At 56.7% G+C, this 16,024-nt stretch carries 21 protein-coding genes, 1 pseudogene and 3 riboswitches; of the genes and pseudogenes, 12 read left to right on the top strand and 10 right to left on the bottom strand.

Annotated elements, in window-relative coordinates; all coding sequences use genetic code 11:
* Nucleotides 1–75: 75 nt before the first annotated feature.
* The 9 genes from JCM15764_RS23880 to JCM15764_RS14010 all read right to left on the bottom strand — a co-directional run bounded on the left by JCM15764_RS23880 (nucleotide 76) and on the right by JCM15764_RS14010 (nucleotide 6,047).
* Nucleotides 76–429 carry a hypothetical protein gene (locus JCM15764_RS23880; RefSeq protein WP_243689023.1) on the bottom strand — a complete coding sequence of 118 codons (354 nt, stop codon included), beginning with the start codon at nucleotides 427–429 and terminating at the stop codon, nucleotides 76–78.
* Nucleotides 429–899: a DNA-formamidopyrimidine glycosylase family protein gene (locus JCM15764_RS23885; protein WP_243689024.1), complete on the bottom strand. Its 471-nt coding sequence runs from the start codon at nucleotides 897–899 to the stop codon at nucleotides 429–431. The genes JCM15764_RS23880 and JCM15764_RS23885 overlap by 1 nt, the downstream gene beginning before the upstream one ends.
* A 321-nt stretch (nucleotides 900–1,220) precedes the next feature.
* A complete protein-coding gene (locus JCM15764_RS13980) occupies nucleotides 1,221–1,754 on the bottom strand; it encodes a DUF4142 domain-containing protein (protein WP_054696766.1) in 534 nt (177 codons plus the stop codon).
* Nucleotides 1,755–1,843: 89 nt separating this feature from the next.
* Nucleotides 1,844–2,047: a hypothetical protein gene (locus JCM15764_RS13985; protein WP_012645388.1), complete on the bottom strand. Its 204-nt coding sequence runs from the start codon at nucleotides 2,045–2,047 to the stop codon at nucleotides 1,844–1,846.
* 200 nt (nucleotides 2,048–2,247) lie between these two features.
* A complete protein-coding gene (locus JCM15764_RS13990) occupies nucleotides 2,248–2,445 on the bottom strand; it encodes a tetratricopeptide repeat protein (protein ID WP_054696769.1) in 198 nt (65 codons plus the stop codon).
* A gap of 20 nt (nucleotides 2,446–2,465) precedes the next feature.
* Nucleotides 2,466–3,014, bottom strand: a complete 549-nt coding sequence (locus JCM15764_RS13995) for a tetratricopeptide repeat protein (RefSeq protein WP_054696772.1) — start codon at nucleotides 3,012–3,014, stop codon at nucleotides 2,466–2,468.
* Nucleotides 3,015–3,045: 31 nt separating this feature from the next.
* Nucleotides 3,046–4,353 (bottom strand): permease, encoded by a 1,308-nt coding sequence (locus tag JCM15764_RS14000; protein WP_054696775.1) that lies wholly within the window; start codon nucleotides 4,351–4,353, stop codon nucleotides 3,046–3,048.
* Nucleotides 4,354–4,509: 156 nt separating this feature from the next.
* Entirely contained in the window at nucleotides 4,510–5,361 is an 852-nt protein-coding gene (locus JCM15764_RS14005; RefSeq protein ID WP_054696778.1) for an amidohydrolase family protein, read from the bottom strand.
* Complete coding sequence (locus JCM15764_RS14010; protein WP_054696782.1) at nucleotides 5,361–6,047, bottom strand: amidohydrolase family protein; 687 nt, start codon at nucleotides 6,045–6,047, stop codon at nucleotides 5,361–5,363. Before JCM15764_RS14010 ends, JCM15764_RS14005 begins: the two co-directional genes overlap by 1 nt.
* Nucleotides 6,048–6,324: 277 nt before the next feature.
* Between JCM15764_RS14010 and galE the strand changes: the two are divergent.
* From galE to JCM15764_RS14045, 9 genes and pseudogenes are all read left to right on the top strand, one after another.
* Nucleotides 6,325–7,313, top strand: a pseudogene (galE, locus tag JCM15764_RS14015) (UDP-glucose 4-epimerase GalE).
* 210 nt (nucleotides 7,314–7,523) lie between these two features.
* The gene (locus JCM15764_RS14020) at nucleotides 7,524–8,276 is read left to right on the top strand and encodes an SRPBCC family protein (protein WP_054696785.1); all 753 of its coding nucleotides are present in this window, start codon (nucleotides 7,524–7,526) and stop codon (nucleotides 8,274–8,276) included.
* Nucleotides 8,277–8,310: 34 nt separating this feature from the next.
* Entirely contained in the window at nucleotides 8,311–8,466 is a 156-nt protein-coding gene (locus JCM15764_RS29945) for an alcohol dehydrogenase catalytic domain-containing protein (RefSeq protein WP_243689025.1), read from the top strand.
* Nucleotides 8,463–9,503, top strand: coding sequence for a zinc-dependent alcohol dehydrogenase (locus tag JCM15764_RS14025; protein WP_243689026.1), 1,041 nt, complete (start codon nucleotides 8,463–8,465; stop codon nucleotides 9,501–9,503). The genes JCM15764_RS29945 and JCM15764_RS14025 overlap by 4 nt, the downstream gene beginning before the upstream one ends.
* Before the next feature lie 47 nt (nucleotides 9,504–9,550).
* Complete coding sequence (locus JCM15764_RS14030; RefSeq protein WP_054696787.1) at nucleotides 9,551–10,066, top strand: hemerythrin domain-containing protein; 516 nt, start codon at nucleotides 9,551–9,553, stop codon at nucleotides 10,064–10,066.
* Nucleotides 10,067–10,085: 19 nt separating this feature from the next.
* Nucleotides 10,086–11,621 carry a DUF4382 domain-containing protein gene (locus JCM15764_RS14035; protein ID WP_054696790.1) on the top strand — a complete coding sequence of 512 codons (1,536 nt, stop codon included), beginning with the start codon at nucleotides 10,086–10,088 and terminating at the stop codon, nucleotides 11,619–11,621.
* Between the two features lie 43 nt (nucleotides 11,622–11,664).
* Complete coding sequence (locus tag JCM15764_RS23895; protein ID WP_243689027.1) at nucleotides 11,665–11,832, top strand: hypothetical protein; 168 nt, start codon at nucleotides 11,665–11,667, stop codon at nucleotides 11,830–11,832.
* A gap of 113 nt (nucleotides 11,833–11,945) precedes the next feature.
* On the top strand, nucleotides 11,946–12,455 hold the full coding sequence (locus JCM15764_RS14040) for a hemerythrin domain-containing protein (RefSeq protein WP_054696793.1): 510 nt from the start codon (nucleotides 11,946–11,948) through the stop codon (nucleotides 12,453–12,455).
* A gap of 36 nt (nucleotides 12,456–12,491) precedes the next feature.
* Entirely contained in the window at nucleotides 12,492–12,941 is a 450-nt protein-coding gene (locus JCM15764_RS14045) for a DUF2383 domain-containing protein (RefSeq protein WP_243689028.1), read from the top strand.
* Between the two features lie 66 nt (nucleotides 12,942–13,007).
* On the opposite strand, the gene JCM15764_RS14050 is transcribed toward JCM15764_RS14045, so the two are convergent.
* Complete coding sequence (locus JCM15764_RS14050) at nucleotides 13,008–13,283, bottom strand: DUF2795 domain-containing protein (RefSeq protein WP_012645377.1); 276 nt, start codon at nucleotides 13,281–13,283, stop codon at nucleotides 13,008–13,010.
* 181 nt (nucleotides 13,284–13,464) lie between these two features.
* Here JCM15764_RS14050 and JCM15764_RS29950 point away from each other — a divergent pair, with 181 nt between their 5' ends.
* The 3 genes from JCM15764_RS29950 (at nucleotide 13,465) to JCM15764_RS23910 (ending at nucleotide 15,991) form a co-directional block, all read left to right on the top strand.
* Nucleotides 13,465–13,893 (top strand): alcohol dehydrogenase catalytic domain-containing protein, encoded by a 429-nt coding sequence (locus JCM15764_RS29950; RefSeq protein ID WP_243689029.1) that lies wholly within the window; start codon nucleotides 13,465–13,467, stop codon nucleotides 13,891–13,893.
* A 74-nt stretch (nucleotides 13,894–13,967) separates the two neighbouring features.
* Entirely contained in the window at nucleotides 13,968–14,687 is a 720-nt protein-coding gene (locus JCM15764_RS29955; protein ID WP_243689030.1) for a zinc-binding dehydrogenase, read from the top strand.
* Between the two features lie 202 nt (nucleotides 14,688–14,889).
* Nucleotides 14,890–15,009, top strand: a riboswitch (molybdenum cofactor riboswitch).
* A 97-nt stretch (nucleotides 15,010–15,106) separates the two neighbouring features.
* A riboswitch (molybdenum cofactor riboswitch) is annotated at nucleotides 15,107–15,224 on the top strand.
* Between the two features lie 95 nt (nucleotides 15,225–15,319).
* A riboswitch (molybdenum cofactor riboswitch) is annotated at nucleotides 15,320–15,438 on the top strand.
* Between the two features lie 76 nt (nucleotides 15,439–15,514).
* Complete coding sequence (locus tag JCM15764_RS23910; RefSeq protein ID WP_243689031.1) at nucleotides 15,515–15,991, top strand: DVU_1557 family redox protein; 477 nt, start codon at nucleotides 15,515–15,517, stop codon at nucleotides 15,989–15,991.
* Nucleotides 15,992–16,024: the final 33 nt, after the last annotated feature.

The raw sequence follows: 16,024 nt of genomic DNA on the forward strand, positions 1-16,024 counted from the left end.
CTAAGGCCTGCAGGTTTTCCGTTCATCCTTTGCGGATGGCTACTCGTTGGTCAAGCACCACACTACATCAACAATTTACCTGAAACCGCACAAATAAGTCAAAAATTTTCTTCGTACTATCCTATACATATAGTTTCTGCTCATCGGTATAATAGGTCGTCTTCTGGGCAATCTTCTCCTTGAGGATCGGTCGGCCCGTGGGTGATGTTTTGCGGGAAGGGTTATGCACCTGCAGGAAATCCCGGATCTCACCGGCAGTGATGCGGGATTCCTCTCCTTGATGGAGACAATGGCCCACTGCAGGACTGCCGGTATTTTTTCCGCAAGCACTTCAATGGTCCGGGGGGGCAGCTTTCCCATCAAAGACAGGGGTGAGATGCGCGCTTCCCACAAGATCTCGTCAGCATAGGCGTTACCTATGCCGCGCATCACTTTCTGGTCGATGAGAAACGCCTTGGCCTTAGCTTCGGAAACCTTGAAATCAGGCGTTTCAGCTCATCGACGGTTACCGCCAGGGCATCAGGTGAAGCTTCCGGCTTTTCCGGATCGAGTGCCGCGATGGCCATTGCTTTTTCATCGGTGACGACAAGGCTTGTATCGTCCTCGAAGCCGATCACCAGCTGCGGGAAAGGAACCTTGTCCGGCGTGCCGGTTATAACGAAGCCGCCGGTCAGCATCAGATGAACATACAGCACCCTGCCGTTGCCGATGAGGAAACGGACCTCCTTTCCCCAACGCTCCACAGTGTCTACCACCTGAGCCTGCAATGATTCTGCAAGCATCATGGGAGAGACATTCAGGCGCAGATTACTCCCGCACCTTACGGACTTTATCTTTTTTTTCGTTACCCTCTTATCAAGATTTTCGACAAAGACGGTCAGATCCGGCAACTCCGGCATCTTGCACTCCTTTTTCAAATCGAAGGCCCGCAGGAAGCGGGCCCAGATTGCTGACGAAGTCACAATATGTAAGGCTGATCAAAAAGCCCTAGGTGCAAGGCGCCCGAAACCTGAGGAGTGAGGCGTACTTAACGGTACGCCGCAGCGACGACTGGTAAGGGCAACGCCGCAGATGGGGCTTTTTCATCAGACTCAGGCCCGCAGGAAGCGGGCCTTCGTTATCTAACGGTCGTTGGTTGTTCACTATTTTTCCTGATCGGCACTGAGCAGCACTCTCATCCGGCCAAGCCCTCACCCAAGGAGAAGGATTCCATCAGGTTGCTATTTGACCTTGGCGCCCACCTTCGTTGCCAGTTCCTGTGCCTGCTGCAGATGCTGTTCGAGAACCGGCAGCGTCTTTTCCGCCCACGCCTTTACCTCAGGGTCCTTCACCTTCTGGGTCGCTTTCCTGAAGTCCTCCACATCATGCTTATGGTCCTTTACCATATCGGACATGTATTTTTTATCGAATTCGGCGGCGGAAGCCTTGTTCAGCTTGTCCACCATGGATTTGTGTTTGCGCTCAAGCTTGGTGGGCAGGGTAACGTTTTTCTGCTGGGCGAGGGTCTTCAATTCCTCATTGGCCTTGCCGTGATCGGTAACCATGCGGCTGCCGAAATCCTTTACCTCCTGGGACTGGGCCTTTGACTGGGCCAGTTGCCCGAGCTCTACCTCCATCATGCCGCCACTGGCCGCTTTCTTGATGAAATCCTTGTCTTTGCCCGCCAATCCCTTCTCTGCTGCAAAGGCAGCCATAGTCACTGTACCAAGCAGAAAAAGACTTACCATCAGAACTATCGAAACCCTGTTTTTCATGGCAGCTCCTTTCAGTTGTAGGTAACCACATCCCGTAGAATCTAATTCAGCTGTAGGCGGCCTTTACCTTCGCTCTGCTGTAGTTATCGCTACAGCCGGTTCTTCAACAGGTCCTTCCCCTTCTGCACCAGGTTGGCGTTCGTCTCCAGCACCTCGTTGAAATACTGGCGAGCCTCACGGTCCCCTTCCTGGTCTGCATCCCTCATATACTGGTTACATGTATCCGCCGCCTGTGAAGCATTGTAGATGACGCTGATGAGATCATAGTCCTTGTCCTTGAGCTTTTCAGCCATGATGAGCCTCCTTGCGTTGGATTAGTACTTATTTAAAAAGAATAAAAGAGTACTCCGCAATGTCAACGGCGGGTAGTACGGCAAAGCCGCCTTTTTCGGGCCAGAGGGTAATCGTGGCCGGCGCCGTCATCATGGATGGGATTATTTTGCGCTGAGGGTTTCAGGGACAGGTAGGCGCAGGGAGAATGAAAAAGGAGTTTTCATTTTTTCGTAGTCTTTGCCGAGAGCTTCTCCAGGTAGCGCTGAGCGGTTATAGAGCCTTTGCGGGCAGCCCGATTCAGCCAGTAAGCTGCCTCGTCGTTATCTTTTTCCACTCCATCTCCCTTGGTGTACATAACCCCCAGATACACCTGGGCTTCGGTGGATTCTTGCTCTGCCGCCATGCGGAACCAGCGCACCGCCTCCCGGCGGTCCTTTTCTACCCCTTCGCCGCGGCATATAATCCCCCCAGATAAATCTGAGCCTTGACGTAGCCCTGTTCTGCCGCCAGCCTGAACCAGTTCAGGGTTGCGGCCATGTCCTCGGCCACCCCGTCCCCCCGGGCATACATCAACCCCAGGTTGTACTGGGCTCGGGCATCCCCCTGGGCCGCCGCCCGACTGAACCAGCAGAATGCTTCCCCCAGGTCCTTTGCCACCCCTTCACCGTTCAGGTAGAGAAGACCAAGATTGAATTGGGCACTGGCGTGACCGCCGTTAGCAGCACGCTGGAACCAGACTGCAGCTTCGGCAGGGTCGCGCTGCACTCCTTCCCCTTTGTAATGCATGACGCCGGCAGCAAAATCACCGGCCGAATCACCTTCCGATTGAAAGTGACGCAGTGCTCCGGCGTAATCCTTTTGCTGGTAAGAAACGAGCCCGGAATTCTGCACGCAGCCGGTAAAAAGCAGCATTGCCATCAGAAGAAGGAGAAATGGGCAGGTAGCTGTGAGATTACTGTAGGGAATCCTGTACATGTTCTTCATCATGCAAAAGTCACTCCTTATGGATTCATGATCTTCAGGCAAAAAACAGGCTGAAGAGAACCAGGAAGGTGAGCTGACAAGCCGCCACCAGCCAGCCGTTACGCAGCATGGACTTCATATCGGTTGATTCGGCAAAACCGAGGGAGCTGACCATATTTGCCCCCGGGAAGACAAAATTGTGCACTCTCGTTGCCACCACCAGGGCGAGGGACCAGGCGAGCATCGAGACTGCATATTTGGCAAGTAGCGGATTGAACATCTCGTGGAGCAGCTTGAGGGTTGCCACCGTCGCACCGCTGATGCCGAAGGCTCCGAGAAAGCCGCCGGTTATGACTATCACCGGCTTGCCGCCGGTCTCCATCAGCGGTTTCAGGAGTGTTGTCAGGGCGGCAAAGCCACCTGCCTTTTCCACAAAGATGATAAACGGGTCCAGGAGGAGAAAGAGCAGGAACAGCCCCACATTGCCGGCCATGCCGTGGATGATGTGCCTGAGGATCTGCTCGAACCTGAGTCCACCGGTAAAGCCGGTGATGAAGGAGAGGCCAAGCATGATGACGACAACAAATGAGGTTGGCGCCTTAACCGCAATGCCATAGACGACGGCGGCAACAAAGGCCACCGTAAAGGCAAGGGTGGCGCACTTGTTCTGCCGCGTCGGCTTGAAGCGCTCCAACTCGTCCGGTTGTTCATAGGGTGTCAGATGGCGAGTATTGCGCTGGATGCGCTGAATCATCAACAGGTCACCGCCAGGGTAATGAGGCAACCGGGCCGGAAACATAGAGCAGCATCTCCCGTAGCCGATATTTGTCAGGCCGAGCAGCGTTATCACCGGCGGGGAAAAGGGCCCCAGGATCAGTGCCTCCTCCCCCACCGCCTGGAAGATGACCCCCACCGTGCTCCGGGACAGCCCTAGGGCGGCGGCAATGGGGAGGACGATGGGGGCGATGATGGCATTTCCCCCCGCCATGGTCCCAAGCAGACCGACAATGACGAGACAAGCAACCATGATGCCCAGCATGGCCTTCCTCTCCGTGTCCACCCCTATACTGTAGATGATGCCGTGGACGATGGTGTGGGACACTTTGGTGGCATTGAGCACCTCGCCCAAGCCCCGGCCAAGCATGATGATCAGCCCCACCAGCGCCAGGAAGGATCCCATGCTGTTGGCCAGTGCCGTTCCCAGGGAAACCAGGGTCTGTTGACTGAGAAGGGCCCCGATGACGACACAGATCACGGTGGCAGCCAGGATGTCCACGTTGCGGAATACCAGGATAATGTAGACCAGGAGCGGCGCCAGGCCGAGCAGGCCCCAGAAAATGCCGGGTACTGTTTCAAGGGACATCAGATTCTCCTTTAGCACTGGCTTGTTCAAAAGGGAAAGTATTTTATTTTTTCAACCGAAACGGATGAGGTCTGGCCGGCGCTTTTTCTTATCAGCTAAGATTAAGCCTGCGCAGAACCCGCCCCGGTCTCCGCCCGGTAAGTTTTCCGTCCCAGATCACCGGTTCCCCGGCCACGAAGAGATGTACGATGCCGGTGGCATAGCTGTGTGGGTCGGCATAATCAGCCTGGTCCCTGACCGTTGCCGGATCGAAGAGGACCAGATCGGCGGCATAACCCTCCCGCACCAGCCGCGGTCGCTCAGCCCCAAGCGGGATGCCGGCAGTCCGGTCATCTTGTGGACAGCTGCCTCCAGTGACAGCAGGTTTTCCTCCCGCACATAGCGCCCAAGGACTCGGGTAAAAGTACCATAGGAGCGGGGATGGGTCGCTTCACCAGAGGCATCCACGGCATTGAGGCCATGGCCGTCGGAGCCAACCATGACTGCCGGATCGGCGAGAATGGCTGCCACATCCTCCTCGGCCATGGAAAAGAAGATGGCCCCCACCTCCCCTTTCTCTTCCACCAATAGCCTGATCACCACTTCGGCGCCGTTGCACCCCCAGCAGTCGGCAATCTCGGCGATAGTCTTGCCGGAGAGATGGCGGTTTTGCCCGGAGCGGCAATTGCTGATCATGATTCCTGCCGCTCCTTCGCGGGAAACCATGGCGCTGTCGATTTCAGGTAGAAGCTGATTCCGCAGCTCGGATGCCTGCAGCCGCTGCAAAAGGGAAGCAGCCCCCCCTTCATGTGCCCACTGTGGAATTACCGCTGCCAGGGTGGTGGCCGAAGCCGCATAGGGATACTGATCGGCAGCGATATCCAGGCCTGTTGCCCGAGCCGCTGCAATTTTCGTCAATATTTCACCGGCTCGCCCACGATTGCCCCGTCCCATGGCTTTAAGGTGGGAGATCTGCACCCGCACCCCGCTTTCCCTGCCTATGGCCATGGCTTCTTCAAGGGCCGTCATCAGCCTTCACCTTCGCTGCGGATGTGGCTTGTATAGAGCGCCCCGCAGGCGACCAGCGTACGGGCAAGGGCAATCAGTTCATCCGTGTCGGCATAGCTCCCCGGCGGATAGATAAGTCCGGTGGACATGCCCCATGCTCCCTGCTGCAGGGCTATTTTCAACGTTACCTGTATCTGCTCCAGCTCGGCGGGGGTCGGCGGCCGGCTTTCCATGCCCATGGCAGCCATACGCAGGGAAGCATGCCCCACCAGCGGCGCCACGTTGATCCCGATCCCCGGCCTCTCCACCGCCTCGCTCCAGGAGGCGAGGTCATTCCAGGCAATGCCGCCCGCGGGCTGGCAGAAGTCGTGCAGCGCCAGATATTCGGCCAGTTGACGCTCTCCCCGTGGAGCCACCGGGAAAAAGCTCAGCCCGCAATTACCGGTCACCTCCAGGGTAACCCCCTGAAAAGCCTTGCTTTCCACCAGCGGATATCGAAAAAGGGTCATGTCCGAGTGGCTGTGGATGTCGATGAATCCCGGAGCCAACACAAGGCCGGCCGCATCCACAACCTTGTCTGCAGCGAGCCGGGAATTTCCTCGGTCGACGGCAAGAATGCGTCCCTCTGCCATCAGAACATCAGCCGTACAGGCGGGTCCTCCGCTGCCGTCAACCACCGTTGCGCCTTTTATTAGCAGAGAATTCATCGATCCACCTCCGGCAGCCCCCCTTCAAGGAGGCGAACTTATCCTACGGTAATTTTCCGGGAGATAAAAGGGGAAAAAGAGTCAATATCTTCACTTGAAATGACCAGTCACCTCTGCTACCATTAAAAACACCTTATATTTACCGGAGTCCGACTGGAACCCGCCAGGATAGTCCGTCAATAATTAATGAAAGAGTGATTTTTTTCTTTATCGAGCCGGTCGCCGTGTGGCATTATCTCCATCCGGCATCACACCCCTTTGCGTCAGGAGAATCCATATGCCTATCCTTGTAACAGGCGGCTGCGGCTACATCGGCAGCCATGTTGTCCGTCAGCTCAGTGAAGCGGGGCTTGAAGTAATTGTCTATGACAACCTTTCCACCGGTTCTGCCGAGGCCCTTGTCAACGGCGAAAGACTCATTGTTGGAGAACTGTCCGACACGGAAATGTTGGAACAGGTTTTTCGCGCTCACTCACCGAAAACCGTTCTTCATTTTGCCGCTGCCATCGTCGCCCCGGAGTCGGTTTCCGACCCGCTCAAATACTATGGCAACAACACCTGCAATACCATGAACCTGCTCAGAACCTGCGTCAAATTTGGCGTGGAGCGTTTTATCTTTTCCAGCACCGCGGCCGTCTATGGTCTCCCTGAAGAGGGGGTGGCTTCGGAGGAGTCTCCGACAGTCCCCATCAACCCTATGGGACCTCCAAACTCATGAGCGAATGGATGCTCAGGGATACCGCCCTGGCCCATGGCCTGAAATATGTGGCGCTACGGTATTTCAACGTTGCTGGAGCTGACCCTGAAGCGCGCATGGGCCAGAGGACCCCCGACGCCACCCATTTGATCAAGGTATGCTGCCAGGCGGCCCTGGGAATGCGGCAGCAGGTCTCCATCTATGGCACCGATTACCCTACCCCCGACGGTACCGGCATTCGCGACTATATCCACGTGGAGGATCTGGCTTCCGCCCATCTGGCCGCCTTGCGCTACCTGGAAAACGGAGGGCGCTCCGAAATCATCAATGTGGGCTACGGACAAGGATCAAGTGTCCGGGAGGTGGTCCAGGTGGTACGCCGCGTATCGGGAGTGGAATTCACGGCAGTGGAGTCGCCACGCCGTCCCGGCGACCCGGCCTCCCTCATTGCCAGGGCAGATTACGCCCGTAATCTCCTTAAATGGACCCCTCGCCATGACAACCTGACGCAAATCGTTACCGATGCCTGGCGTTGGGAGCAGAAACTCTTCAAGGGGAAGCACCCGTAACTTCCAACGCCAATGTCACCTTCCACTGCCCCGTCCACCTTTCCGGACGGGGTCCCATCACCTCCGCCAGCCTTTTTCGTCCGCCCCGTTCCAGCAATACCTAAATAACGGCAATAGATTGCATTCTCCTACCCGTGTGTTATTAGTTTGGAATACCAAGTTAGCTAATTCTAACAGAAGCCTGAGCGTGGGGCTGATGGAGGAGACACAATGGAAGCTGCAACTGGAGCAACCCGGAGTGGCTTGGAAAGAGGGGCAAAACAGCATGGAAAGGAGCGTATCAATGTGGGCCGAAATGAGAGGACCGCATCCATGATTGGTGGGGCGGCGCTTGCCGTTTCAGGGCTGACAAAGCTGGCCCACAAGCGGATTCTGCCTGGAATGGCACTGATGGCAGCAGGAGGGATGTTCCTCTACCGCGGCAAAACTGGCCATTGCAATCTGTTCGAGGCCATGGGTGTCGACACCGCCGGCACTGATGACAAGGGACTGAACGTGGAGAAGGTGCTGACCATCAACCGCTCTCCCCAGGAAGTCTATGACTTCTGGCATAATTTCGAGAACATCCCCAGGTTCATGCGTCACCTGGATACCGTCCGCACCACCGGCGTCCGCACCTCCCATTGGAAAGCAAAGGGGCCGGCCGGGGTAACGGTTGAATGGGATGCAGAGATACTGGAAGATTACCCGGGGCAAAGGATCAGCTGGCAATCCCTTGGCAACGCCGATATCCCCAACGAAGGGTCGGTGGAATTCATGGAAGCCCCTGGTGGACGCGGCACCGAGCTGAAGGTTAATCTCACCTATCGCCCCCCCGGTGGAGCTGCCGGGAAAATAGCGGCCAGGGTTGCCCACGGCATCAATTCCCAGGTCATCGAAGAGGACCTGAAACGCCTGAAGCAGATTATGGAGACCGGAGAAACCGCCACGGCGGCCTACAGGGGAAGTGAAACCTTCCACTGAACCGGCCACCCCACACATAGGAAAAGGAGGCTCTATGAAGGCTGTTTGCTGGCACGGGAAGCACAATGTGCAGGTAGATACTGTTCCGGACCCCCAGATCCTCAATCCTCGTGATGCCATCGTAAAAGTCACCCTCTCCGGCATCTGCGGCTCCGACCTGCATCTCTATAACGCAAAGTCCCGACCATGAAAGAAGGAGACATCCTCGGCCATGAGTTCATGGGCGAGGTTGTCGAGGTGGGCTCAGCCATTACTTCAATCAGCCGCGGCGACCGCGTTATCGTTCCCTTTCCCATAGCCTGCGGCGACTGCTGGTACTGCCAGGAGGGGCTGTGGGCACTCTGCGACAACTCCAACCCCAATTCCTGGATGCTGGAAAAACTCTATGGAGACACCGGCGCCGGCATCTTCGGTTATTCCCATCTGTACGGCGGCTATGCCGGCGGGCAAGCGGAATATGTCCGTGTCCCCTTTGCCGACACCGGTCTGGAGAAGGTACCTGCGGAATTGGGCGACGAGAAGGTACTTTTTCTCACCGATATCCTGCCCACCGGTTACCAGGCCGCCGAAAACTGCAATATTCGGAAAGGGGACACGGTTGCGGTCTGGGGCTGTGGGCCGGTTGGGCTTCTGGCAATGAAATGCGCCTGGCATCTGGGAGCGGGCAAGGTATTCGCCATAGACCGCTTCCCCGAGCGGCTTGAAATGGCCCGTATCAATTGCAAGGCTGAAACACTCAACTACGAAGAAACCGACATTACGGAAGCGCTGCACAACATGACCGGCGGGCGGGGCCCCGATTCCTGCATCGATGCCGTCGGCATGGAAGCCCAGGGAACCGGATTCGAAGCAGCCTATGACACAGTCAAACAGACGCTGCACCTGGAAAATGACCGACCCATTGCCCTGCGCCAGTTGATCAAGGCCTGTCGCAAGGGGGGAACCATCTCTGTGCCGGGCGTATATAGCGGCTTTGTGGATAAAATGCCCATGGGTGCCATTTTCGCCAAAGGGTTGACCCTCCGCGCCGGACAGACCCACGTCCAGAAGTACCTGCGGCCACTGATGCGACTGATTGAGACCGGGGAGATCGACTCGTCATTTCTCATCACCCACCGCATGTCCCTGAATGATGCACCCATGGGCTACGAACTCTTCGACCGCAAGCAGGACGGCTGCGTCAAGATTGTCCTCAGGCCCCAGGGAACCAGTCAGACCGTGCACTGATGGAGGCAGGGCCAACAGAGCTGTTCCAACACTTACAGGAGGCGGCCATGGCACAGCAATCTCACCAGTTCTTCGAGCTTCTCAAAAATGATCACCGCCGGGCGGAGCAGCTCATGCAGCAGGTCTCCGCCGCATCCCGCGAACAAAGGCAGGAGCCTTTCATCACCCTGCGTAACGAACTGCAGGCGCACTTCCAGATCGAGGAAAAATTCTTTTATCCGAAACTTCTTCCCATTCAGGACATGAAGGCACTGGTGGAAGATGCCCTGGACGAGCACCAGGAGGCCAAGGACCTGCTCTCCCAGCTGGAAAGAATCGGCTTTGCCGCAAAGGACTGGCAGGAAACCTTCAGTGAGCTTGAGGATGGGATCAGACACCATCACGAGGATGAAGAGCAGGAAATTTTCCCCAAATGCACCCAGTTCCTCAAGGACCAGGAACTGACCGACATGGCCCGGAAATCGGTACAGGAAAAGGAGCATTTTCTCACACGCGCTGCCAAATCAAGTTCAGCCAGGCCAGGAGCGAGGAGAAAGCCCACAGGAAAAGAAATTCACCCATAGGCATGAAAGGAGAAACCACATGAAACAAGCACGACCCGGCTTGATGGAAGTGATTTTATTATTCATTGCCATGACAACTCTTTTAACAGCAGGATGCGGTGGCGGTGGAGGGGGCGCAGCAGCAACACCCAGCGGTACCGCCAGCATTCATATAACCGACGCACCTGACCTGAACTACGACCATGTCTGGATTACGGTAACGGAAGCATGGTTCCACAAGCTGGATACCGACGACCTCACCGATGCCGGATGGATCAAGTTTCCCCTGTCAACGCCAAGAACCATCGATCTTGTCGCCCTCACCGCCGGCCAGACCCAGGAGGTCTGGAGTGGCCTGCAGCTCCCGGCCGGCGAGTACGGACAGATCAGGGTCTTCCTGGCCCCCACCGAGGGTCCGGCCCGGGCTTCCTTACCCAGCGGGGTCACCTTCAACAACGAGGTTGACTATACTGACAGCACCGGCGCACATAAAGTACCTCTGCGCATTCCATCCCCCGGACAGGGGATCAAGGTCCTGCCGGAAACGCCGATCATCGTCGCCGGCGGCGACCTGAAGCTGGCGCTGGACTTCAACGTCGGCGAAGACGTGGTGCAGATCTTCCGCCAGGGACGGATGTCATCGGCGCAGAATCTTGCCGCCGTGCCGACCAGAGCCAAGGAATTCATTCTCAAAGCCCGTCTGAGATATTTCGACATGAACAGCGCCGGTGCCATAACCGGCACACTGGTGCCTCCTGCAACCGCTTTCGGCAATTCCAGCAGTGCCTTCCGCAATATCAGCGGCGCCTTTAACAATATGAGCAGTTCCTTCAGGACCGCCTTCCAGAACTATACGGGCAAGAATTTTACAATCAAGGCCGAGCAGGTAAACACGGTAACCTCATTGCGCCAATCCCGGCGCGCAACTAGCATCGACAGCAGCGGCCGGTTCACCCTTTACCCGCTGCCGGTTTTCGGCACCGCCACCACCGCCACCTATGACCTGGTCATCAGAGGGCGCAACGTGGAAACAATCATCATCAACGGCGTCAAAGTCCACAAGGGAAGCTCGCCGCAGCAGGCTACCGCCGTCAGTTCCAGGCCAATCAGGCTTACAACCGGCACTGAATTCCCAGCAGATGTCAAAGTCAAACCGGCAGGGGCCGCCGTGACCTTCTACCAGACCCTGCCCACAGACCCGGTCCCCTATGAGATCCGCTTCAGGCACATCGATCCATTCAGCACCAGCGGCAGTTTCAGCGCTCCCATGGAGCTGTCCTCAGGCCCGCTCCATGTGGGAGCATTCGCCAATGGGGGACCGATCACCTTCAACCCCGTTACTCCCAACGAAGGGCTGGGCGGTTTCAGAGCCATTGCCACCGCAGAGCTGTTCAACGCCAGTCAACCCGTAGCTGTCAGCTCCCTGACACCGCTGATCGACTTCGGTACTCTGGCCATCTCGCACCGGCCACGGCCAGAACCATCAGCGGCAAGATCACGGTCAAGGATGCGGGGCTTGACCAGGGAATCATGCTCATTACCCACGGCGGCACCCTTGTGGACACCCTGGATCTGAGCGACAAGGTCAAGGTGGTGATAATCCTTACACCACCGGCAACTTGCCTGGCGGAACAACCGCTGCACCGCTGTCCGGCGCCTTCTATGACCTGTTCGTCCTCGGCTGGAGCGCAGCTCAGCCGGATAACACCACCGAAACCGGAAGCGCAACCGGCGTCAACCTGAAGACCGGCAACGGCACCGCCGACATCACCATGTCAAAGCTCTAGACCTGCCGGAGGAGGGGCAGCTGCTCCTCCTCCCCACTGGCAGTGCTTCGGCCTGATCAGCACAGACAGCCGTAGGCGTGACAACACCCAACACCCACAAAAGGAGGCATTACATGGCCAGAAAACAGAGCTCCGAAACCGACGTTTTCCAGATCCTGCGCACTGACCACCAGGAAGTTAGCAAGCTTATGGACAAGATCAAGCAGGCCGATGGACAGCAGAAGCAGCAGCTGTTTTCCCAACTGCAGGAAGAACTCAACAACCACATGGACCAGGAAGAGAGGTTTTTCTACCCGAAGCTGGAAGAAATCGAAGATCTGGCCGACCTGGTTCAGGATTCCTATGCCGATCACGATGACATCAGACAGATACTGCAGCAGATGAACGAGCAGGACTTCAACTCAGATGAATGGCAGGCAAACTGCGAAGCACTGGAGGATACCAAGGACGATCACGTGGATGTGGAAGAGGAAGAGATCTTCCCCCAGGCCATGGAACTGGTGGACGCTAGCGTTTTGAACCAGATCGGCGAGCAGATAGCTGCAGAAAAGGCCAAAACAGTAGAACCAGCAGCAGCCAAGGCGCCAAGGCAACAGAAACGGCCACCCAGAGCTCATGCATGACGAGCAGGTGCCCAAACCATGGTAAAGGAGGTATATATGGACCGTGAAGAGATCCTCGACCAACTGGAAAAACTGATCAAGCTGGATGTGGATGCCACCCATGCCTATGACCAGGCAATCAAGAACATGGATCAATCCATCGTCCGGGACAAGCTTCTCTCATTCCAGGGAGACCATCGCCGGCACATCGATGTGCTTTCGGAAAAGATGAGAGAACTGCAGGGTACGCCACCTGACCTGACTGCCGACTTCAAGGGCTTTTTCATCAAGGGATTTACGGCACTGCGCAGCATGATAGGGGCCAAAGGCGCACTGCAGGCCATGGAAACCAACGAAAGGCTTACCACCTCCACCTATGAGAAAGCAAGCGGCCTGGGCTGGCCAGCGACATTGCCGCAATCGTCCGCTCAAACTGGGCCGACGAGCAGCGCCATCTCTCCTTCATCCGCGAGGCAATCTCGGGAGGCCATGTCTGATTTTGGGTGATGAAATTAAAAAAAGGGCTTGAATCCAATAGATTCAGGCCCTTTTTTCTTTGCCTGCTGGTCCCGGTCAGCCTTTTTTGCTTTGCTGGCTCTGCTGCTGTGATGATTTGCTCCGGGACGAACCTTGATGTTCCTTGCCGTATGACTTCATTACGTCAGCCATGCTGCCATATTCCCTCTCTTCGAAATTCTGGAGCTGACTGATGACTTCCCTGTCCGCATGTTCATGCTGGGCATGCTTGATCAGGTCCTGTTTGCTGGCAGGGAAGCTGATCCCTTTCAGATTCTTGGTGACATTGGCGGGAGATTGACCGCCGCCGCGTCCGACATTACCTGGAGCCATAAGCGTACCTCCTTTTCGTAGATTTGTCGCAGCCTTGTCGGCTCTTAACAATTTTAACACCGTGCAAAGGCCTGACAACCGCTTTTTTCGCAGTTTACCCCGGATTCAGCGCGTTGCAATGCCCTCCACAACTGCTACACTACCAGTTAACGGGACCTAATCCAAGAAGGGAGGTACGGATATGAAAGCAGTTGTGTGGCACGGAGTGGGCGACATCCGGCTGGATGATGTCGCTGAACCGCGGATCGAACAACAGACCGATGCCATCGTCAAGATAACTGCCAGCGCCATCTGCGGCACCGATCTCCACATGGTGCGCGGCACCATGAGCGGGATGAGGCCGGGGACCATTCTCGGCCACGAAGGGGTCGGCACAGTGGAAGAGGTCGGTACTGCCGTGCGTAACTTCAAGCCTGGCGACCGGGTTCTTATTCCATCCACCATAGCCTGCGGCTATTGCTCCTATTGCCGGGACGGCTACTATGCCCAGTGCGATAATGCCAACCCAAACGGCATGCAGGCCGGAACCAGCTTTTTCGGCGGCCCGGAGAAATCCGGCCCCGTCAACGGCCTGCAGGCGGAGAAAGCGCGGATACCTTTGCCGGGGTAGGCCTGGTCAAAATCCCTGACGGCGTAACCGACGAGCAAGCAATCCTGGTCTCGGACATCTTTCCGACGGGATACATGGGAGCGGAACTGGCCGAGATAAAACCGGGCAACACGGTGGCAATCTTCGGCTGCGGACCTGTTGGCCAGTTCGCCATCACCAGCGCCAAACTATTCCAGGCCGGCAGGATCTTCGCCGTTGACTGCATCCCCTCTCGATTGGAAAAAGCACGGGAACAGGGAGCCGAGGTAATCGACTTTTCCAAGGAGGATCCGGTGCAGATGATCCGGGAGATGACCGGGGGGATCGGCTGCGATCGTGCCATCGACGCCGTCGGAGTCGATGCGGAAGCGCCTCACACTGGCCCGGCAGTGAGGGAGGCGAAGGAACACGAAGAGGAATTCAGGCAGGAGGTGGCCCACGTGGCGCCCCAGACCAATATCAGCGGTGACAACTGGCATCCCGGCGATGCTCCATCCATGACCCTCATCTGGGGGGTGGAGTGCCTGGCCAAGGCGGGCACCTTTTCCGTTATCGGCGTTTATCCGGAGAGTGTGACCCTTTTCCCCATCGGCATGGCCATGAACAAGAACCTCACCATCAAGATGGGCAACTGCAACCATCGCAAATATATTCCGTTCCTGCTGGACATGGTCAGAAGCGGCACGGTCGATCCGGTCAGGATATTGACCAGGAGAGAACCCCTCACCTCGGCGGTGGATGCATACCGAGCCTTCGACATGCGCCAGTCGGGCTGGCTGAAGGTGGAGTTGCAGACGAGCGAGATGACACACTAGAAGGTTGCTGAAAACTCTGCAGGGGCTGGCCTGGGCCGACTCGGCCACAGGCCGGCCAGTCGGGATGATTTATGAGCCGATCACCTCATCCATTCGTGACAGAGCAGCCGCGGCAGGCAATCAATTATTTTTAAAACAAAGTTTGTTTTAGCAAAGATTTAGCTTGACAGTATTATGGTATTGAAGTACTTTTTTACCACAAAATATGATTAGTCTCCGAGCCGCGGCGCCTAAAGGGAAATTCTCCATGGCGGTCCGGCCTGTGGGTATCGCTGGAAACGGCCTTGCCTTCCTTATGAAAAGGGGACCTGAGCGGTGCGGAGGTATATCTGCACCGTCAAGGGGCCTTTCTATCCAGAGATGCCCCTTTTGTTTTTCCCACTGCAGGCCACAGGCAGATTGCTGCAGGAAGTTCGAAAATCTGAAACAGTCTCCGAGCCGCGGCGCCTAAAGGGAATTCCCATGGCGGTCCGGCCTACGGGTACCGCTGGAAACGGCGATGCCTTCCTTATGCAAAGGGGACCCAGCGGCGCGGAGCTATGTCTGCGCCGTCAAGGGGCCTCTCTATCACAAGAGGCCCCTTTTGTTTTTCCCACTGCAGCCACAGGAAGGTTGCTGCAGGAAGTTCGAAAATTTGAAACCGTCTCCGAGCCGCGGCGCCTAAAGGGAATCCCCCATGGCGGTCCGGCCTATGGGTACCGCTGGAAACGGCGATGCCTTCCTTATGCAAAGGGGACCTAGCGGCGCGGAGCTATGCCTGCGCCGTCAAGGGGCCTCTCTATCACAAGAGGCCCCTTTTCTGTTCTGAGCTTAAAGGTGAGAGAGCCATGGATAAAATTCTCGACATTCTGCTGCTACTGGACCCTGCAATGGAGGCTCTGCTGTCCGAGCGGGGAATCGGGGAGGATGATATCCGACCGGTGGTGCTCCATGCGGAAGGGAATGGCGTCTACCTGGAGCATGGCAACGGGCATAGGCTGGCCTGCTTCACCCCGGCCCACGTGACCTTTTGGGTGGAGTATCTGCCGAAAGGGAATGGCTACCGGATATTCAGAGCATACACGCACCGGATGAAGATCCTGCAAGGCTTCAACATGGCCTCCGGAAAAGAGTCGCCGCCTATTGGCTGGTCCTGCTCCCCATGTGGCCTGCCGTTGGAGCTGGCGGCAGTGAAGCTGACCTATCTCGGCGAAACCTTTGTCGTCGATCTCCCCGCCTGCCCCTCATGCCAGCGGGTGCTGGTCAGCGAGGAGAACGCCGTGACCAGGATGGCCCTGGCAGAGCAGATGCTGGAAGACAAGTAGCCGGGTGGCAGCCAAGTAAAACTAAACGAGATA

The sequence above is a fragment of the Geotalea toluenoxydans JCM 15764 genome, from assembly GCF_001311985.1.
GTDB classification, from domain to species: domain Bacteria; phylum Desulfobacterota; class Desulfuromonadia; order Geobacterales; family Geobacteraceae; genus Geotalea; species Geotalea toluenoxydans.